This window comes from Natronobeatus ordinarius (genome assembly GCF_024362485.1).
GTDB classification, from domain to species: Archaea; Halobacteriota; Halobacteria; order Halobacteriales; family Natrialbaceae; genus Natronobeatus; species Natronobeatus ordinarius.
The window spans coordinates 3,850,416-3,869,198 of sequence record NZ_CP101456.1; the positions used below are offsets into that span (position 1 = coordinate 3,850,416).

Sequence of the window (18,783 nt, forward strand, 5' to 3'; positions counted from 1 at the left end):
TTAATAACGCCATATACGATTTCTGTATATGGATCGCGATACTGCGGAGCCGTCGGTTCGCGGGCTGCCCGGGGATGCCGCGGAGGCGTGGATCGAGTATCACCACGAGTACGCCGCCCCGAGTGAGTACTCCCACGAGTTCGTCTGGGACGTGACGGCCGACGCTGAAGGACCGTTCTGTACCGACGTCGATGGGAACGTGTTGCTCGATTTCACCTGTCACATCGGTGCAGCCCCGCTGGGCTACAACAACCCGAAGATTCTCGACCGGATGGAGGAGTTCGACCTCGTCGACCCGATGAAGATCGCTGGCCAGGACTTCTACGCCGGGGCGGGTTCGTCACCGACGGAGCCGACCCACTCGATGGCGAGCCAGCTCATGGAGCGGCTGATCGACGTCACCGACCACTACGGGATGGACACGGTGTTTCTCTGTAACAGCGGCGCGGAGGCGATCGAGAACGCGATGAAGATCACCTACGCCCAGGCTGGGACGCCGAAGTACGGCGTGACGTTCGTCGGTGGCTTCCACGGCCGGACGCTGGGAACGCTCTCGATGACCCGAACCAAGTCCGTCTACACCCGCTCGTACCCCGAGGTTGCGGGCACGCGCACCGTCCCCTTCTGTGAGGATCGGAGCTGTGACGCCGAGAGCTGCTCCTGTGGCTTTTTCGCCGGCGAGCGCTCACAGCTCGAGCGGTTGCTCGAGCCCGAGGGCGGCTACGTCGACCCCGACGAGGTCTCGTTCATGGTGCTCGAGCCGGTGCAGGGGGTCGGCGGCTACAACTTCCCGAGCGAGTCGTTCATGACGGAGGTAGCCCGGATCAACGAGGAGTACGACATCCCGCTGATCGTCGACGAGATCCAGTCGGGCGTCGGCCGGACGGGGAAGATGTGGGCCTCCGATCACTACCCGATCGAACCGGACGTGATCGCGAGCGCCAAGGCGCTTCGCTCGGCGGCGACGATCTCCCGCTCGGACGTCTTCCCACAGGAGAAAAATCGGATCGGCTCGACCTGGGGCGGCGGCGACATCTTAGCGGCGATGCAGGGCGTGCTCACGCTCGACGCGATCGAGGAGTACGACCTGCTCGAGAACGCCGTGGAACGGGGCGAACACATGAAAGAGCGCCTGCGCGACGCCGAACCCGAAGGCGTCGTCGACGTGCGCGGACTGGGGCTCATGCTCGCCGTCGAGTTCGACACGGCCGACCGCCGGAACGCGGTCGTCGAGAACGCCATCGAGCGGGGAATGCTCACCCTCGGCTGCGGGAAGAAGGCGATCCGTTTGCTCCCCCCGCTCGACGTCACCGCACGCGAGATCGACCTCGGCGCCGACCTGCTCCTCGAGTCGATCGACGCCGCGGCCTGACCGCCCTCGAACAGTAAACGATTGCTGTATACGGCGGGTACAAAAAAAGTTAAGCGACGTCCCCGCGATGTAGCGTGTGGCAGACAATGACGGCCACTCCATTCGACCGACGCGAGTACGAGGATCGGATCGACCGGACGAAAACACGGATGCGCGAGGCGGGACTCGATGCACTGTTCGTCACCGACCCCGCGAACATGAACTACCTGACGGGGTACGATGGCTGGTCCTTTTACGTCCATCAGGGCGTGATCGTCTCGCTCGAGCACGACCAGCCGGTCTGGGTCGGCCGGGAGATGGACGCCAACGGGGCGAAAGCGACCGTCTGGATCGACCACGAGCACATCCGTTCGTACAGCGACGACCACGTCCACTCACCGGTCGGCAAGCATCCGATGGATTACGTCGCGACCGTGCTCGAGGAGCTGGGCCTCGAGAACGCGGCTCTCGGCGTCGAGATGGACGCCGCCTACTACACGGCTCGAACCCACGAACGGCTCCAGCGTGAGCTCCCGGAGGCGACGCTCGTCGACGCCGACCTGTTGGTGAACGAGGTTCGCATCGTGAAGTCCGATCGCGAGATCGAGTACATCGAGGAGGCCGTCAGGCTCTCGGAGGCGGCGATGGAGGCGGGGATCGACGCCATCGGCGACGGCGTCCCCGAATCCGAGGTCGCCGCCGAGATCTACCAGACGCTCGTCGGCGGCACCGACGAGCTCCCGTTCGGCGGTGACTACCCCGCGATCGTCCCGTTGATGCCGTCGGGCGAGCACACCGGGACGCCACACCTGACGTGGACCGACGAGCCGTTCTCGGCGGGCGATCCCGTCATCATCGAACTCTCGGGCTGTCGCCACCGCTATCACTCCCCACTGGCGCGAACAGCCGTCGTCGGCGAGATCCCAGACGAGATGGCTCACGTCGCGGACGTCGTCGTCGAGGGACTGAACGCCGCACTCGAGACCGCCGAGCCGGGCGTCACCTGCGAGGCGGTCGAGCTGGCCTGGCGGGAGACGATCGCCGAACACGGCATCGAGAAGGAATCGCGCATCGGCTACTCGATGGGCTGTGGCTACCCGCCGGACTGGGGCGAGCACACGGCGAGCCTGCGCCCGGGCGACGAGACGGTGCTCGAGGAGAACATGACGTTTCACCTGATCCCCGGTATCTGGCTCGACGAGTTCGGCGTCGAGATCAGCGAGTCGTTCCGCGTCACGAGCACGGGGGCAGAGCGCTTCTCCTCGTTCCCGCAGAAACTGTTCTCGGTCTAAGCTTCGTTCCCGCAGAAACTGTTCTCCGTCTAGCCACGTTCCTGTCCCGGCTACCCTCAGTAGACGGGGACGATCGGGAATTCGCTCTCCTCGAGCGCTTTCATCGTGTTCTGGAACGGGCTGAAGGTGTCGGTCCGTACTCCCGGTCGACCGTCGACGACGATACAGTCGGCCTCAACCGCCTCGGCGTACTCGAGGAGTTCGTCCGCCTCGACGCCGACGAGGCCGACCGCCTCGTAGGCCTCCTCTTCGAGGACCGTTCCCGCGACCTCGTCGGCGATCCTGGTGCACTGGTCTTCGATGACGTCCGTGCCGGTCGGGATCCCCAGCCGTTCGGAAAAGCCGAGCTCCATGTTCGCGAGTTTGCCGAGCCCGAGCACGAAGACGACGTGGAGCTCCGTCTCGAGCTCCTCGGCCTGACGGGCAGCCTCGAGGACGACCTCCTCGCCCCTGGATCGGTCGACGAGGGCCACGACGGTCATGGTGGGACGGACGGGCTCTGGCCTCATCAACGGCCCGCCGGCGAGCCGGTCAGTTCGGCGCGAAGACGACGTTCTCGAGGTCGTCGGTGGAGCCCGTCTCCTCGAGGCGGTGGACGTTGGCCGCGACGATGTCGGCGAGCCGGTCCCAGTGTTTCGGGGTGTGGCCGCCGGTGTGGGGCGTGATGAGGACGTTCTCGAAGTCCCACAGCGGGTGGTCGTGTGGCAGCGGCTCGGGGTCGGTGACGTCGAGGGCGGCGCCGCGAATGCTGTTGGTCTGGATCGCCGAGACGAGCGCGTCGGTGTCGACGATCGGACCGCGAGCGGTGTTGACCACGACGGCGTGCGGCGGGAGGGTGGCGAACGCCGCCTCGTCGATCAGTCCGCGGGTCGTCTCCGTCAGCGGGCAGGCGATCGCGAGGTAGTCGGTCCGAGCGAGGGCGTCGTGGAGGTCGTCCTCGTCGAAGCCGATCACCTCGTCGGTCGGGCCGCCCTTCTCGGGCGTGTAGCGGACGCCGATCGTCTCGACGTCGAAGCCCTCGAGTCGTTTCACGAGTTCCTGGCCGATCGAGCCGAGGCCGACGACCGTCACCGTCGAGCCCGTGAGTTCGTACGACTGGAAGTGGCGCCACTCCGGCGTCTGCTTCCGACGCCACCCCTCGTGGAGCCGCCGGGCGAAGACGAGCATGTTGCCGAGCACTCCTTCGGCGAGTCCCGGCGCGTGGATGCCGCCGGCGTTCGTGACGACTACCTCGCGGTCGGCCAGCTCGTCCATCGGGAGGTGACCCGTCCCCGAGAACGCGCAGGCGAACAGCTCGAGGTTCTCGGCGCGCGCGAGCAGCTCCTCGTCGATGCGGACCCCGGTGACGATCGGCGCCTCGGCGACGAGTTCGCGCTCGGCCCGCGGCGTCGGGGCGTGGACGACCTCGTGGTCGGGAAGGCGCTCGCGCAGTGCCTCGGCGTACGGTTCGGTCGGCAGTCCTTCGGTTCCTTCACGGAGGACGACGATATCTGGTGTCTCGCTCATGGGTACCGCCAGCGCCTCCGACGAATAAAGCGTTTGTATTCGCCTTCAACGGAATCTGTGTACACTTAAGTCGATTCGAGGGCTAGCCCCGTGCAGTCATGTCACGTGCGAGCCGCGATCGGCTGGTCGAGCGCAGACGAACGTTCCACCGCTACCCGGAACCGGGCTGGCGGGAGTTCTACACGACCAGCCTGCTCGTCGACGAACTCGAACGGATCGCCGACGCGACGGACGTCGACCTCGAGCTCGCCGTCGGTCGCGAGGCGATGGATCCGGAAGAACGGATGGCCGTGCCCGACGCGGCCGACCTCGAGCCGTGGTTCGAGCGAGCGCGCGAGCGCGGCGCGCGACCGGACGTCCTCGAGGCCACCGAGGGCGGTTACACGGGCGCGGTCGCTCGGTTTTCGCGGGGCGACGGGCCGTCGATTGGCCTCCGGGTGGACGTCGACGCGCTGTTCATCGAGGAGCCTGACGACGAGGATCACCGGCCGGCCGCCGAGGGCTTTCGCTCCGAACACGAGGGACTGATGCACGCCTGCGGCCACGACGCCCACGTGACTATCGGGCTCGGGACGCTCGAGGCGGTGCTCGAGGGCGAGTTCGAAGGGACGTTCACGGTCTTCTTCCAGCCCGCCGAGGAACTGGGCGGCGGCGGCAAGCCGATGGCCGAGGGCCCCTACGCCGAGGGACTCGAGTACCTCCTCGCGGTCCACGTCGGGCTCGACCACCCGACGGGCGAGGTCGTCGCCGGCATCGTCGAGCCGCTGGCGATGTGCCACGTCGACGCGACTTTCGTGGGACAGTCGGCCCACGCGGGCAAGGCCCCGAACGAGGGCGACAACGCGATCCAGGCGGTCGCCACGGCGGTCCAGAACGCCTACGGGATCCCACGCCACTCGGCTGGAATGACCCGCGTCAACGTCGGCCGGATCGACGCGGGTACCTCGAGCAACGTGATCGCCGAGCGGGCGCGGGTGGCCGCCGAGGCTCGCGGCGAGACGACCGAACTCATGGCGTACGTGAAAGGTGAGCTCCGACGGACGTTCGAGGCGGCAGCCGCCATGCACGGCTGTGAGCTCGAGTTCGAGATCGAGAGCGAGTCACCGCGTGCGGACAGCGACGGAGAACTGGTCGACGTGATCGCCGACGTCGCCGCCGACGTCGACGGCGTCGAACGGGTCGTTCCGACGGCGTCGTTCGGCGCGAGCGAGGACGCGACGTTCCTCATGCAGCGCGTCCAGGACGAGGGTGGCCTCGCTTCGTACCTGATCGTCGGCACCGACCACCCAGACAGCCACCACACGCCGGGGTTCGACGTCGACGAGCGCAGCCTCGAGCTCGCCGTCGAGACGCTCGCCGACTCGATCGAGCGGATCGCAGCGACGCGGCCGTGACTGCCCGCTCTCGCGTCATCGTCTGACGCGATCAGGTGGTATCCCAAGATATTTGTCACGACGGTCACAACTGGACGACCATGCCCTCCACCATCGTCTTGCAATCCGGCTCCGGCGGTGCTGCGCTGTTCGCCCTGTTCTTCCTGATCGTCTACCTCGTCCTGGTCGTGTGGACGTACGGGGACGCCGAGAAAAACAGCAGCCATCCGTCGTTCCTCTGGGCGCTCGTCGTCTTCCTCGCCCCGTTGCTCGGGCTCGTGCTGTACTTCCTGCTCGGCCGAGACCGCGTCGTGTAGGCGCCGACTCGAGCGGACCGTGGGCTCCTACCGAGCAGCGATCGAGCGCGTCCGGTCGGCGTCTCGACCGGTGAACCCCCTAGTCCGTGAGTTCCTCGAGTCGCTGCTCGCGCTCGAGGGCGGCCTGGGTGGCCTTCTCGGCGAACTCGGCCATCTGCCCTTTGATGTCCTCGCGCATCGGGCCGGCGGAGAACTCGTCTGACTCGGCGAGCAGGCGGACGAACGCCCGCAGTTCCTCGTCGGTGACCTCCTCGAACTGGCCGCGCTCGAGTTTGTCGATGACGTCGTCGACGTCGATCTGGCCGACGGGATCGACGTTGAAGTAGACGTTCACCATCCGGTAGTCCGAACCGGCGAGTTCCTGTTCGGCCTTGTAGACGCCGCGGGCGAGCATGTCCTTGAACGGGGTGGAGTAGCCCATCGTCCCGAGGTGGAGCAGCGCGAGCATGTCGGTGATCCCTCGGGTGTAGGCTTCTCGCTCTGCGTCTTCGGGGTCGAACACCGTCTCGCGGTCGCGGTCGTCTAAGTGTTCGAAGATGATGGTGAAATCGAGAATCGCGTTCCGGATGCGCCGGCGGATCCGGTTTCGTTTCTGTTTCTTCGAGTGCTCCGTGTAGTCGGTCTTCCGGCCGAGCAGGAACTCCCGGTCGCTCGGGGTGAGGATCCCACGTTCGCGGTCGGGATCGTACGCGAGCAGGTCCTCGGTCTCGTCGTCGTCCATAGTCATACACAGAAACTGTATACGATACCGAATAATAGTTCCGGATACGGCCGATTCTGTCGGCCGGGCTGAACGTCGAGGCGGTCAGTCGTCGTCGCCGGGGACGACGTCACGCTGTGGCGTGTCCTCGGTCTGACTGCCGATGATCCGTGTCTCGTCCTGAAGCAACACGCGGCCGTGACTCGAGCTGAACTCCTTGACGAGGCCGATCAGGGCGATCAGACAGACGAAGGCGAACGGCCCGCCGGTGATGACCGCGGCGGACTGGAGCGCCTCGACACCCTCGACGCTGAGGACCATGAGGATCCCGGCGGTCGCGCCGAGCATCACGCCCCAGAAGATACGGTTGATGTTCGACGGTTTCGCCTTCCCGCCCGTTGTCATCATCGAGACGGCGAGCGTCGAGGAGTCGGCCGACGTGACGAAAAAGGAGGTCACGAGGATCATGAACGCGAGCATAAAGACGGTTCCGAACGGGAACGTCTCGAAGAGGATGAAGCCCGCGACGTCGGCGCTGAACTCGGGGTCACCGAGGAACGTTGCGACGCCGTTGTGCTCGGCCCAGACGGCCGTGCCGCCGACGAAGGTGAACCACGGGATCGTCGCGGCAGAGGTGGCGGCGATGCCGGTGAACGCGACCTCGCGGACGGACCGACCGCGCGAGATGCGCGCGATGAACAGGCCAGCGAACGGGGCCCACGAGAGCGCCCATGCCCAGTAGAACACCGTCCAGGTGTTGGACCACTCCGTGCCGCCCTCGACGCCCGAGCCGGTGAACAGGCTCATCGAGACGAAGTCGGTGAGCATCCCGCCGAACGCCTGCGTGCCGAGCAACACCAGGAACATCGTCGGCCCGACGATGAACGTTGCCAGCATGAGTGCGACGAACAGGATCATGTTGAAGTTCGAGAGTCGACGGATGCCGCGATTTACCCCGAGTACCATCGAGAGGGTAAACAGCAGCGTCATTCCGATGACCACGAGGATGATCCCGGTGTCACCGAGATTGATGCCCCACTGATAGTCGAGCCCCGTGACAAACTGGCTGCCGATGAAGCCGAGCGAGGTGGCGACGCCGCCGATGGTCGCGAAGACGGCGAAGATGTCGACGACCTTCGCGAGCGGCCCGTCGAGCCGGTCGGCACCGATGAAGGGCGTGAGGATCGAGGAGACGCGCAGCGGCACGTTCTCGTAGTTGTACGCGAAGTAGCCGATCGCGATCCCCATGATCGTGAAGACGGCCAGCTGCGGGAGCGCCCAGTGGAAAATCGTCTGCTGGACGGCGAGGGTCATCGCCTCGCTGGTACCGCCCTCGGCCCCGAACAGCGGCGAGGGGCTATCGTAGTAGAACAACGCCTCGGTAGGTCCCCAGAAGACGACCCCAGCGGCGAACCCTGCCGAGTACAGCATCGCGAAAAACGAGAGGAAGCTGAACTCCGGCGGATCGTCGCCGAACCTGATGCTTCCCCAGGGCCCGACGATCAGGAAGAGCAAGAAGAGGACGATCAGGAAGACGATCAACAGGATCGCCCAGTTGATGTACTCCAGAAACAGCGTGTTTGCGAAGCCGATGGCTCCCCCTTCTCCGTCTTCTCCGACGACCATTTCGGGAGCGAGCAGGTAGGCTGCGATGAAGGTGAGCGTCAGCCCCGCACCGACGAGGAAGACCACCCAGTCGATCTCCTCGGTGAACCGTCCGACCGCCCCGAGATCGTCCGACTCAGCCATCGATCTCACCTCCTACGTGTCGGTTCCGGCGACGGTTACAGATAACTGTCTCGTACGTGCCCGTGTTCGAACCCGTACCACGACCACCCGATCGATTCGCCCGGTCTATCCCGAGTTGCCAGCTATTGTTCCCCATGTTGGGAGTCACCACACGGCAGGACCACGCTCAGGAGTATATTAAGAGTTGCTATAACTGTAGTCGTCGAAAACGGATTCTGTATACAGAAACTGGATGCCGACGTTCGTTCTTCGTCACCACCAGTAAATCGCCAGACGGCGACGACGCCACGCCCAGTAGAACCATCCATCGACCGAACGGACTGGTACAATCTCCTCGGTGACGTCGAGTAAGCACCACGCAGTCTTGCGGTTTTGGAACTTCCTGTCGGTCAGTGATACGAGGGGCCACTGACAGGATGGTACACGGATTCTGTGTATGTGAAATACGGAAACGCTAACTGTCGGTTCCTCGATGTCGTGCTCGAGCCGAGTCGTCGAGCACTCGACCCACTCGGCCGTGATCGACATGAGCGAGCGAACGGAGATTTCGACGAGCGATGCACCGCAAAACGACAACCCGTACTCCCAGGGACGCCGCGTCGGGGACCACCTCTACGTCTCCGGTTTCGGACCCGTCGACCCCGAGAGCGGCGAGGAACTCGAGGGCGACATCGAGGCACAGACGACGCGCGTTCTCGAGAACGTCCGCGGCGTCGTCGAGGAAGCCGGCGGCTCGATGGACGACGTCGTGAAGGTGACCGTCTACCTGACCGATCTCGAAGCGTACGATCGGATGAACGAGGCGTACGCCGCCGCTTTTTCGGAGCCGTTGCCGACGCGAGTCTGCGTGGAAGTCTCGCGACTTCCCGGCGATGTGGTCGTCGAGATGGACGCGATCGCGTACCTGGGCTGATCGGCGGCTCGTCGGCGTCCGCGGTCGAACCGGGAGATCAGTTCGTGGCGTGCTCGATCGCGTCGACGAGCACGTCGAGAGCGATGTCGGCTAGCTCCCGGGTGAGGACGAGCGGCGGGATGAGCCGCAGGACGTTACTGTGGCGGCCGGCCGTCCAGACGAGGACGCCGTGTTCGAAACAGTACTGCTGGATGTCGTCGACGGCGTCGCCGTCGGGTTGGCCGTCTTCGTCGACGAACTCGACGCCGATGAACAGCCCCTTGCCGCGGACGTCGAGGACGCGCTCGGAGTCCTCACCGGCCTCGCGGAGCCGCCCGCGGATGTGCTCGCCCAGCTCCCGGGCGTGGGCCAGCAGATCGTGTTCCTGGATGTACTCGATGGCTCGGGTGCCCGCGCGCATCCCGACGACGTGGCCGCGGTAGGTGCCGGCGTGGTCGCCCGGTCCCCAGGTGTCGAGCTCCTCGTGGTACATCGTCGCCGAGAGCGGAAAGCCGACGCCCCCGAGCGCCTTCGCCGAGGTCATGATGTCCGGGCTGACGCCGTGCCAGTCGCTGGCCCACCACTGGCCGGTCCGGCCGAGCCCGCTCTGGATCTCGTCGAACATCAGCGGGACGTCGTTGTCGTCGGCGAGATCGCGCAGCCCCTGAAGGAACCCCTCCGGCGGAACGATGATGCCACCTTCGCCCTGGATCGGTTCGACGAAGATGCCGGCGGGGTTCGCGAGGCCGCCGTAGGGATCCTCGAGAACCGCCTGGACCTCCTCTAAGGCGCGCGCACAGGAGAACGAGCCACAGCACTCCGCGGCGGGCCGAGAACAGATCGCTTCCGCGTCGCCCGTCCCCGCGTCGGCAGTCGGCGTCGGATACCGGACGTGGGTCACCTCCGGAACCAGCGGCGTGTAGTGACCCTTGAACTTCTTGTTCGAGGTGAGCGTCATCGCCCCCGGCGTTGCACCGTGATAGGAGCCCCGGAACGCGATGAGCCCGTCGCCGCCGGTGTTGTACTTCGCCAGTTTGATCGACGCTTCGACGGCGTCGCTGCCGGTCGGCCCGCCGAAGACGACCCGGTTCTGTCCACGGAGGCCGCTCGGGGCGATCTCGTCGAGCTTCTCGATTAACTCGAGGCGGGCCTCCGTCGGGAAGTCCACCGTGTGGACGAGTTTCTTCGACTGTTCTTCGACGGCCTCGAGCACGTACGGGTTGGCGTGGCCGACGTTGAGGACGCCGATGCCGGCGAACATGTCGATGTACGTGTTACCGTCGACGTCCCGGACCGTCGCCCCCTTTCCCTCCTCGAAGGCGATCGGGATGTCGTTCGGGTACGCGACCGCACTGCTGTCGATCTCGCGTTGTTTCTCGAGTAACCGGCGCGTTTTCGGTCCGGGTACCGTTTCGACGTCGGGTGCGATCTCGTAGTGGAGTTCCGTAATCGGTGGTCCAGCAACCATGACGGGCACAAGGGGGACCGTTCACAAATAGCTTGTTAACAGTTCCTGACTTGTATCTATCAGTAATCGTTTACGAACCGGAACAAACGGCGACGCTCCGAGTCGGCATCGTCGACAGCTGATCGACGAACGGAAGCATCTCGATCAGTATTCGATCTCGACGAATACACAATCCGTTTAAGCTATCGTCTCACACTAGCTCGAGTATGTCACTCGTTACCGTCGCCGACGTCGAGGCAGCCCGCGAGCGAATCGATCCCGTCGTCCATCGGACGCCGCTCGATCGATCGACGACGCTCACAGCGCGGTGTGGGGCGGCCTCGGTCGGACTCAAACTCGAGAACACCCAGCGAACGGGTTCGTTCAAGATTCGCGGCGCGTACAACCACATAAGCCAGCTTCCCGCGGACGGTCGCGACCGCGGCGTGATCGCTGCCAGTGCGGGAAACCACGCCCAGGGGGTCGCCCTCGCGGGCCAGTTGCTCGGGATCCAGACCACGATCGTCGTCCCCGAGATCACGCCGGCGGCGAAGATCGCGGCCACCCGCGGCTACGGCGCCGAGGTACTCGTCGAGGGGGAGATCTACGAGGACGCCTACGCACGTGCGCTCGAGCTCGCCGACGAGGAAGGTCTCGCGTTCGTCCATCCCTTCAACGACGAGCGGATCGTCGCCGGCCAGGGAACCGTCGGCCTCGAGCTCGCCGAGGAGTGCCCCGAGATCGAGACGGTCCTCGTCGCCATCGGCGGCGGCGGGCTGATCGGCGGCGTCGCCACCGGCCTCGACTCACTCGAGCACGACGTCCGCGTGATCGGCGTCCAGCCGACCGGAGCCGCCCACGCCGGGCCGTCGCTCGAGCGCGGCGAGATCCACGAACTCGAGACGGTCGACACCGTCGCCGACGGCATCGCCGACACCCGGCTGCTCGAGAAGACGTTCGCCCTCGCGCGCGAACGCGTCGACGACGTCGTGACGGTCACCGACCGGGAAATCGCCGCGGCCGTCGCGTTCCTGGCTGAGCGCGCGAAGACGGTCGCCGAACCTGCGGGTGCTACACCCGTCGCCGCCCTCCTGAGCGGCGCCGTCGACGTCACCGACGAGCACGTCGTCGCGGTCGTCTCCGGCGGAAACGTCGATATGAGCGATCACGTCGACCTCGTCGAAACGGGGCTAGCCGAACTCGGCCGACGGGCAACGGTCCGACTCGCCGTCGCCGGCTGGCCCGCGGCGTTGACCGCGATCGTCGACGTCCTGACCGACCACGGTGCCGGTCTGGAGGCCGTTCACGCGCCGCGTCGGGCCGACGGCGACGACCCCAACCGAACGCCGGTCGAACTCACGGTGTCGGGGAGCAGCCCCGACCACCTCGAGGCGACCCTCGCGGCCGTCGGGGGGCTCGAGGGTGTGGCCCTGGTCGACGGCGCCGTCCGGGAAGCCGGGTCGTCACGTTGATAGGGTCACGGGGTCGTTCTCGAAACAGCTCTCGACCCGGTTCGGGAGACGAACGGGTGAGCGGACACTGATGACGACCCACACCGACGACGAACGAGGACGGACGGCGGGACCTCCCTGCCCCCTCTGTGAGTCATCCCTGTACAAGCGCCACTGTAAGTACGTCTGTCCGCAACACGGCGTCGTCTACGACTGCTCGGATCCGTTTCGGTGACCGGTCGATTTTCCGTGTTCACAGTCACCACCGTCTTTCCCTCGGGACTCACAGTCACCTCGAGCGGAACGACGGGGCATTGTTATGCTACACCATGGCATGGACTAACATATGGTCACCAGATGTACGCTGTGCCGACGACCGATCCACGACGAATCGCTCCAGCGCTGGTGCCGGTGTGGGTGGTGTATGGATCCGAACTGCGAGCGGAATCACGCCCCGTTCTGCCAGGTGAACGGAAGCGAGCGGTGGATCGGCGCGCTCGAGTACTGATTTCGCCTTTCACTCGACTCGAGACGCCCCGATTTCTCCGCGCGCACTACCGCGAGAACAGGGTTCGAAGCCGACCGAACAGTCCGCCGTCGGCACCGTCGTCGTCGCGGGAGCCGTCACCGTCGTCCGTGGTCCCCTCGTCGCGCTCGAGCGAACCGGCGAGCGGACCGTCGGCCGATCCACCGGTCCCCGACGGAGTGCTCGCGCTCGTCGGCGACTCCTCGAGGTCGTCCAGTGAGAGGTCGATCTCGTCGATGTCGGGCGTCGCTTCGCGGCCTTCGCCGGCCTCGGCCGCGCGGACGTCCGCGCCAGTCACGGCACCGGTTTCGATGCGGGCGGCGAGAGCCGCGTCTGACTGTGACGCGTCGTCCTCCGACTCCTGCGCCTCACCGTCGACCTTCTCGACCACCGACGAGTCGCCGCCTTCCTCGACCACTGTCGAGTCGCCGTCGTCGCCTTCCTCGAGCACAGACGAGTCGCCGTCGTCGTCGACCGCCGGAGCATCGAGATCAGTTGCCTGGAGGACCTCGTCGTCGCTCGAGTCCGCTCCGGATTCTTCGCTGGTGTCATCGGTGTCATCACTGTCGGCACCGTCGGCGTCACGCTCGTCGACTCGAGCGTCGTCCCGTGTCGACTGGGGCTCGTCGTATTCCAGGCGAACCGATGCGCCGGTCGCCGGTTCGCATTCGTCTTCGTCCGCTTTCTCCTCGCTCGCGTCGTTCAGCGACTCGAGGATGTCGTCGACGCTCCTCTCGGAGACGACGCGACGCGGGCCGCCGCCGGGGGTGTCGATGCCGCCGCTGTCCCGTCCACCGTCGGATCCGTCTCCTGATTCGTCGCTCATTGGGTACGGGTGTCTCTCCCGCAGTATTATGCTTTGCCCGTCGACCCGACGGATTCCCGGGCCGGCACGAAAGGGCTAAGCGGCGGGCCCCGTTTCTCCCGGGCATGAGCCTCGACGACCTGAACGAGGAGCTGCACTCGACCTACTCCGCTCTCGGGGAGGAACTCACCGTCTCGCTCGACCGGGAGACTCGCAACGAACTCGCACTGCTCGAGACCGTCCTCGAGCCCGAGGAGACGGACGAACTCGTCCGCCGGGCGATCCACATGCTCTTTCAGACGACGGTCGACACCGGCAGCCTCGACTTCCACCTGCGCTCGGGGTACGACGTCACCTACGACGAGTACCTCACGGGGATGACCTACGCGGAGATGACCGGCGAGAACCGATATCCGAAACTCGACGACGAGCGACGTTACCAGTTCTGAGGCGACGGCAGACGGCATCGACGCCTCGTCGCGAGGTGAACCGAGACCGAACTTTTTATTCGACCAGCCCGAACCGGTCGGACGACTTCACGATGTCCGACCGGACGTACACGAGACGAACGATTATCGCCAGCCTCTTCGGCGCCGGTGGGCTGGCGGTGACGATCGGCGCGGGCCGCGCTCCAGATTCGAACGCAGCCGGACGTGAGAAGCGAGCAGAGTCCGAGCCGTCGAGCGAGTCCGAGCGGTCCGACGGACCAGTCGAGGAACGCGAGCCGGACGAGTCCGTGGTCGTCCACGAGCTACTCTGCACCTGTCCGGTGTGTATGGGTGGGCCTGGTCGCGGTGGCCCCGGCGGGTTCTGAGTCGGTTCTCAGGCCGTCGGCGTCAGCTCCGTGGCGACCTCGTCGACCGATTCGAGGAAGAGCTCCGCAGCGAGGTCGATCTCGCGTGCGGTGACGTCGAGCGGCGGGAGGAATCGGAGCGACTTGTAGCCACAGCCGAGGACGAGCAAGCCGCGGCGGAACGCGGCCTCGACGACCGCTTCCCGGCGTTCTTTCGTGTCGAACTCGACGGCGAGCATGAGGCCACGGCCGCGGACGTCGATCAGCCCGTCGGCGTCGGCCTCCTCGAGGCGATCACGGAGCTGCTGGCCGCGGTCGCGAACGTTCACGAGCAGGTTCTCCTCGCGGATCGCGTCGATGGTGAGCACGCCCTGCAGGGAGGCGAGGAGGTCGCCGGCTCCCCAGGTCGAGGAGATCCGACCCTCCTCCTCGGGGAAGACGTCCGAGCGAGAGATCGTCGCGCCGACGCGCAGCCCCTTCGCGCTCGTGATCACGTCCGGGGTGAGCTCGAGGTGGTCGACGCCCCACAGCTCTCCCGTGCGGCCGAGACCGGTCTGGATCTCGTCGACGATCACGTTCAGGTCGAAGCGCTCGCGCAGGTCCTCGACGTCGCGGGCGAACTCGGGGTGGGCGGGGCGGTAGCCGCCCTCGCCCTGGATGGGCTCGAGGATCAGGTACGCGACCTCCGCGGGGTCGATGACGCCCTGATTGGGGTCCAGCTTGTCGGCGATCACGTTGCCGCCGGGGCCGTCGGTGCACCAGCTGCCCTCGTACTCCTCGTCGGTCGACGGGTAGGGTACGCTCACGATCCCCGGAACTTCGGGGTAGCCTTTCCGGTGGACCATCTTCGATCGGTTGAGCGAGAGTGCGCCCAGGGTCCGGCCGTGGAACGCGCCGTCGGTCGTAAATCCACGGTGGCCGCCGCTGGTGTAACAGATCTTGATGGCGTTCTCGACGGCCTCTGCGCCGGAGTTCGAGAGGAAGACGCGGTCCATGTCGTAGTGGCTCGTGAGATCCACCAGTCGCTCCATGAGCTCCGTCGGCCCCGGGAACTCGCTATCCTCGGGCGGGAAGCCGCCGCTGACGTAGAAGTCCTGGCCGGCGATCTTCGTCGGGTCGACGAGGTCGAACTCGCGAAGCCGGTCGCGAATCAACGGATTGTTGTAGCCGAGCGGGGCAGCGGCGACGTGGCTCGTGAAATCGAGGAGGACGTTGCCGTCGACGTCGGTGCAGAAGGGCCCTTCGGCGGGCGCCTGCGTGTCCCAGACGAACTCGTAAACGTAGGTACTGGGAGCGGCGAACTCGTGGTGGTAAGACGCCCACTGCTCGGCTCGCGCTCCGGGAATGTTCGATACCTGTGGTTCGACCGTGTCTCGGTCCATGTGGCCAGTTAGCGACCCGTCGGTTAAAATATTCGTTTCGGTCGTGGCAATTTCTAGTAACTCGCCGGGCGAGCCCTGTTGCCGACACCAGCGCCTAGTCGGTGTGCGTATCGAGCACCTGCCTGAGTCGCGCCTCGTCTTGCATCCCGACGAGTCGCTCGGCCGGCTCGCCGTCGACGAACAGCACGAGCGTCGGCAGCCCCCGGACGCCGTGTTGCTGGGCGAGGAGCTGGTGGGCGTCGGTGTCGACTTTCGCGACCGCCGCTGCCGTGTCCGCGGCGAGCCGATCGAGGATCGGTGCGAGCATCTGACAGGGGCCACACCAGTCGGCGTAGAAGTCGACGAGGACGGTCGGGTACTCCTCGAGGACTTCCTCGAAGTGCGCCGGTCCCTGGACGGGGATCGGAGCGTCGGGCGTGGCCGACAGCTGCTGTTCCCGTTCGGCACGCTCGCGGAGCTGTTCGCGCTTTTTCTCGCGAATTCGCTCGAGTTCGTCCGGTTCGTCCATACTCGTCGTAGTCCGGGCGCAGAAAAAACGGTTGCGACGTGGACCGATCAGAGACCGAGTGAGGAACGGACCCGACCGACCAGGCTGCTCGAGCCGTCCTCGGGTTCGTCTTCGTCCTCGTTGGAGGCGGAGTCGGCTGTGCCGGCCGGGTCGTCGGCGTCGCTGGCGCTCGCCTCGGCAGCGTCGGCTTCGTCGCCAGTTGTGTCCTCACTCTCGAGGTCGCGCTCGTCGGAACCGGGCTCGCCGCGGTCTACCGGGTCGTCTCCTGTGGAGTCGGCCTCCGGGGCGTCCGCCGGTGCCGGCTCGTCGGCGGTCGGCTCGGGCTCGTCCGCGTCCGTGCCGCTGCCGGTGTCGACCCAGAGGAACTCGTCTGCTTTTCGTCGGCCGGTGAGCAGCAGGTCCTCGAGTGCGTCCTCGTCGAGGAGCTCGTCTGCTGTCGACGTCGGCTCCTCGTCGGCCACACCGGTGATGATGTCGTCGGGGCTCTCCTCGCCCAGGACGTCGTCGACGGCTGACTGGCCGTCTGCCTCGCGTCGGAACTGCTCGAACACGTCGCTCGCCGTCTGGTCTTCGATCCCCTCGTGCTCGTCCACGCTCCGGTCGACCGATTCCCGTTCCAGCGGCTCCTCCTCGACGGCCCCGAAGAGCTCGTCCATGCTGGGTCCGACGTCGACCCCGGTCGTCTCGCCGTCGGTCGTGCTGTCGGTCATGTTCTCTCTCTTTCCTTTATCGGCCAAAACCTTTAAATTTCGGGAAAGTCACTCCGCGCTATCAGTACCCTTTCGGGCCGAGACGGGCCTCGAGCTGGAACGCTCCTCACACCTGGCGTGAGAGTCGCCCTCGAGCTGGCTGCCACAGCTGTGACACGGCTCTCCCGCTACGATCGGCTCCGTACAGGCCGGGCAGGAGACGAGCGTCGACGTGGCCGACGATGACCGGCGAGACGGGACGAACGCAGCCAGGCCGACGCCGGTCGACAGGTCGAACCCGTGGACCGTCTGGAGCTCCGTGACGAGCGCATCGTCCCGGAGATACTCGAGGCACTTCCAGAGCCCGAGGAACGCGAGCGCGGGAGCGAGCGAGAACGCGAGGATCAACACGAATGCGGTGAGCGAGTGCACGGTGACGACGACCTCGATCGAGGGTGACGACTCCGACTGCATCAGTGAGTCCCTGCACTGGTGTAGAACTCACTTGCCGACGTCGATTCTCGTCGCTCGAGGTCCACCTTCTGCGGTCGATTCTCGTCGCTCGAGGACCCTGCACAACTCCTATTACGTCGGCGGGTGAATCGGCGACGTTACGATGACTGGAATCGAATACGACGACTTCCTCGACCTCGAGTACGAACCGTCAGAGACCGACCTCGTCTGTGCGTTCACGATCGACCCCGCCGACGGGATGTCGATGGAGGCGGCCGCGAGTCGCGTCGCCTCCGAATCGTCGAACGGCACGTGGGCGGCCCTCCACGTCGACGAGGACGAACTCACCCACCTCGGTGCCGTCGCCTGCGAGATCGACGGGGGCGAGGTCACCGTGGCCTACCCCGCCGACCTGTTCGAGGCCGGGAGCATGGCCCAGATCCTCTCGTGTATCGCGGGGAATATTTTGGGGATGAAGGCCGTGGACACGATCCGACTCGAGGACTGTCACTGGCCCGAGTCGATCGTCGAGGGCTTCCCGGGGCCGCGTTTCGGGACGAGCGTCGCGACCGAGAAACTCGACGCCGGGGATCGACCCGTGCTGGCGACCGTGCCGAAACCCAAAGTCGGTCTCTCGACGGCCGCTCACGCCCGCGTCGGCGAGGAGGCCTGGCTCGGCGGCGTCGACCTCCTCAAGGACGACGAGAACCTCACCGACCAGGGGTTCAACCCGTTCGAAGCGCGCCTGACCGAGAGCTTAGCCGCCCGCGACCGCGCTCAGGAGGAGACGGGCGAACGCAAGGACTACCTCGTCAACGTCACCGCCGAGACGAACGTGATGCTCGAGCGCGTCGACCTCGTGGCCGAGCACGGCGGCGGCTTCGTCATGGTCGACGTCGTCACGTGTGGCTGGTCGGCCGTCCAGTCGGTGCGCGAACGGGCGGAGAAACACGACCTGGCGATTCACGCCCACCGCGCGATGCACGCCGCCTTCGACCGTTTGCCCCACCACGGCGTCTCGATGCGCGTGCTCGCCCAGATCTCGCGGCTCTGCGGCGTCGATCACATCCACACCGGCACCGCGGGCCTGGGCAAACTCGAGAACGAGGACACCCCGGGGATCAACGAGTGGCTCACCTCGGACCTCTACGGGGTGAAGCCGGTCCTCCCCGTCGCCTCCGGCGGCCTCCACCCCGGCGTCGTCGACCAGCTGCTCGAGACGCTCGGGACGACCCTCATCGTCCAGGCCGGCGGCGGCATCCACGGCCATCCCGACGGCACCCACGCGGGCGCAAAGGCGCTCCGCCAGGCCGTCGACGCCTCGGTCGCAGGGACGAGCCTCGAGGCGTACGCCGACGATCACGCGGAACTGGCGACGGCGCTCGAGAAGTGGGGCGCCGAGACGCCGCGGTAGCGGTGCCCACCGTCGGGGCCGGAACGTGAGCGCCGCCCTCGAGCGGGCGTTCACCAGCGAGGCGCCCGAGCGACGACGAACGACGGCGTCGCACCAGCCCCGCGCAGTCGGCGGCCGACTCACCCTGCGGGGGTG

General features: G+C 66.2%; 21 protein-coding genes. 11 read left to right on the forward strand and 10 right to left on the reverse strand.

Annotated elements, in window-relative coordinates; all coding sequences use genetic code 11:
- Window positions 1-28 precede the first annotated feature (28 nt).
- Both NMQ09_RS19310 and NMQ09_RS19315 read left to right on the forward strand, forming a co-directional pair.
- Window positions 29-1,372: an aminotransferase class III-fold pyridoxal phosphate-dependent enzyme gene (locus tag NMQ09_RS19310; RefSeq protein WP_255192194.1), complete on the forward strand. Its 1,344-nt coding sequence runs from the start codon at window positions 29-31 to the stop codon at window positions 1,370-1,372.
- 86 nt (window positions 1,373-1,458) lie between these two features.
- Entirely contained in the window at window positions 1,459-2,643 is a 1,185-nt protein-coding gene (locus NMQ09_RS19315) for a M24 family metallopeptidase (RefSeq protein ID WP_255192195.1), read from the forward strand.
- Window positions 2,644-2,699: 56 nt separating this feature from the next.
- On the opposite strand, the gene NMQ09_RS19320 is transcribed toward NMQ09_RS19315, so the two are convergent.
- On the reverse strand, window positions 2,700-3,125 hold the full coding sequence (locus NMQ09_RS19320) for an adenine nucleotide alpha hydrolase family protein (protein ID WP_255192196.1): 426 nt from the start codon (window positions 3,123-3,125) through the stop codon (window positions 2,700-2,702).
- A gap of 49 nt (window positions 3,126-3,174) precedes the next feature.
- Entirely contained in the window at window positions 3,175-4,149 is a 975-nt protein-coding gene (locus tag NMQ09_RS19325; RefSeq protein ID WP_255192197.1) for an NAD(P)-dependent oxidoreductase, read from the reverse strand.
- Window positions 4,150-4,247: 98 nt separating this feature from the next.
- Between NMQ09_RS19325 and NMQ09_RS19330 the strand changes: the two genes are divergently transcribed.
- A complete protein-coding gene (locus NMQ09_RS19330; RefSeq protein ID WP_255192198.1) occupies window positions 4,248-5,543 on the forward strand; it encodes an amidohydrolase in 1,296 nt (431 codons plus the stop codon).
- 80 nt (window positions 5,544-5,623) lie between these two features.
- Window positions 5,624-5,839 carry a PLDc N-terminal domain-containing protein gene (locus NMQ09_RS19335; protein WP_255192199.1) on the forward strand — a complete coding sequence of 72 codons (216 nt, stop codon included), beginning with the start codon at window positions 5,624-5,626 and terminating at the stop codon, window positions 5,837-5,839.
- A 79-nt stretch (window positions 5,840-5,918) separates the two neighbouring features.
- Here the strand turns inward: NMQ09_RS19335 and NMQ09_RS19340 are convergent, their stop codons facing one another.
- Both NMQ09_RS19340 and NMQ09_RS19345 read right to left on the reverse strand, forming a co-directional pair.
- A complete protein-coding gene (locus NMQ09_RS19340; protein ID WP_255192200.1) occupies window positions 5,919-6,566 on the reverse strand; it encodes a DUF8102 family protein in 648 nt (215 codons plus the stop codon).
- Between the two features lie 78 nt (window positions 6,567-6,644).
- On the reverse strand, window positions 6,645-8,288 hold the full coding sequence (locus tag NMQ09_RS19345; RefSeq protein WP_255192201.1) for a BCCT family transporter: 1,644 nt from the start codon (window positions 8,286-8,288) through the stop codon (window positions 6,645-6,647).
- Window positions 8,289-8,814: 526 nt separating this feature from the next.
- Between NMQ09_RS19345 and NMQ09_RS19350 the strand changes: the two genes are divergently transcribed.
- Complete coding sequence (locus NMQ09_RS19350; protein ID WP_255192202.1) at window positions 8,815-9,201, forward strand: Rid family detoxifying hydrolase; 387 nt, start codon at window positions 8,815-8,817, stop codon at window positions 9,199-9,201.
- 37 nt (window positions 9,202-9,238) lie between these two features.
- Here NMQ09_RS19350 and NMQ09_RS19355 read toward each other — a convergent pair whose 3' ends face one another.
- Window positions 9,239-10,648, reverse strand: a complete 1,410-nt coding sequence (locus tag NMQ09_RS19355; protein WP_255192203.1) for an aspartate aminotransferase family protein — start codon at window positions 10,646-10,648, stop codon at window positions 9,239-9,241.
- Window positions 10,649-10,854: 206 nt separating this feature from the next.
- On the opposite strand from NMQ09_RS19355, the gene ilvA reads away from it, so the two are divergent.
- From ilvA to NMQ09_RS19370, 3 genes are all read left to right on the forward strand, one after another.
- Window positions 10,855-12,099, forward strand: coding sequence for a threonine ammonia-lyase (ilvA, locus tag NMQ09_RS19360; protein ID WP_255192204.1), 1,245 nt, complete (start codon window positions 10,855-10,857; stop codon window positions 12,097-12,099).
- A 70-nt stretch (window positions 12,100-12,169) separates the two neighbouring features.
- Window positions 12,170-12,313, forward strand: coding sequence for an HVO_2523 family zinc finger protein (locus tag NMQ09_RS19365; protein ID WP_255192205.1), 144 nt, complete (start codon window positions 12,170-12,172; stop codon window positions 12,311-12,313).
- Window positions 12,314-12,424: 111 nt separating this feature from the next.
- Entirely contained in the window at window positions 12,425-12,586 is a 162-nt protein-coding gene (locus tag NMQ09_RS19370; protein ID WP_255192206.1) for a hypothetical protein, read from the forward strand.
- 46 nt (window positions 12,587-12,632) lie between these two features.
- On the opposite strand, the gene NMQ09_RS19375 is transcribed toward NMQ09_RS19370, so the two are convergent.
- Entirely contained in the window at window positions 12,633-13,430 is a 798-nt protein-coding gene (locus tag NMQ09_RS19375; protein WP_255192207.1) for a hypothetical protein, read from the reverse strand.
- A 104-nt stretch (window positions 13,431-13,534) separates the two neighbouring features.
- Between NMQ09_RS19375 and NMQ09_RS19380 the strand changes: the two genes are divergently transcribed.
- A complete protein-coding gene (locus NMQ09_RS19380) occupies window positions 13,535-13,858 on the forward strand; it encodes a ribbon-helix-helix protein (protein ID WP_255192208.1) in 324 nt (107 codons plus the stop codon).
- A gap of 92 nt (window positions 13,859-13,950) precedes the next feature.
- Entirely contained in the window at window positions 13,951-14,223 is a 273-nt protein-coding gene (locus NMQ09_RS19385) for a hypothetical protein (RefSeq protein WP_255192209.1), read from the forward strand.
- Between the two features lie 8 nt (window positions 14,224-14,231).
- Here the strand turns inward: NMQ09_RS19385 and NMQ09_RS19390 are convergent, their stop codons facing one another.
- The 4 genes from NMQ09_RS19390 to NMQ09_RS19405 form a co-directional block, all read right to left on the reverse strand.
- Window positions 14,232-15,584 (reverse strand): class-III pyridoxal-phosphate-dependent aminotransferase, encoded by a 1,353-nt coding sequence (locus NMQ09_RS19390; protein ID WP_255192210.1) that lies wholly within the window; start codon window positions 15,582-15,584, stop codon window positions 14,232-14,234.
- Window positions 15,585-15,678: 94 nt separating this feature from the next.
- The gene (gene trxA / locus NMQ09_RS19395) at window positions 15,679-16,092 is read right to left on the reverse strand and encodes a thioredoxin (protein WP_255192211.1); all 414 of its coding nucleotides are present in this window, start codon (window positions 16,090-16,092) and stop codon (window positions 15,679-15,681) included.
- A gap of 47 nt (window positions 16,093-16,139) precedes the next feature.
- Window positions 16,140-16,802, reverse strand: a complete 663-nt coding sequence (locus tag NMQ09_RS19400; protein WP_255192212.1) for a hypothetical protein — start codon at window positions 16,800-16,802, stop codon at window positions 16,140-16,142.
- Window positions 16,803-16,850: 48 nt separating this feature from the next.
- Complete coding sequence (locus NMQ09_RS19405) at window positions 16,851-17,255, reverse strand: hypothetical protein (protein WP_255192213.1); 405 nt, start codon at window positions 17,253-17,255, stop codon at window positions 16,851-16,853.
- Window positions 17,256-17,397: 142 nt separating this feature from the next.
- Between NMQ09_RS19405 and rbcL the strand changes: the two genes are divergently transcribed.
- A complete protein-coding gene (gene rbcL, locus NMQ09_RS19410; protein WP_255192214.1) occupies window positions 17,398-18,648 on the forward strand; it encodes a type III ribulose-bisphosphate carboxylase in 1,251 nt (416 codons plus the stop codon).
- Window positions 18,649-18,783: the final 135 nt, after the last annotated feature.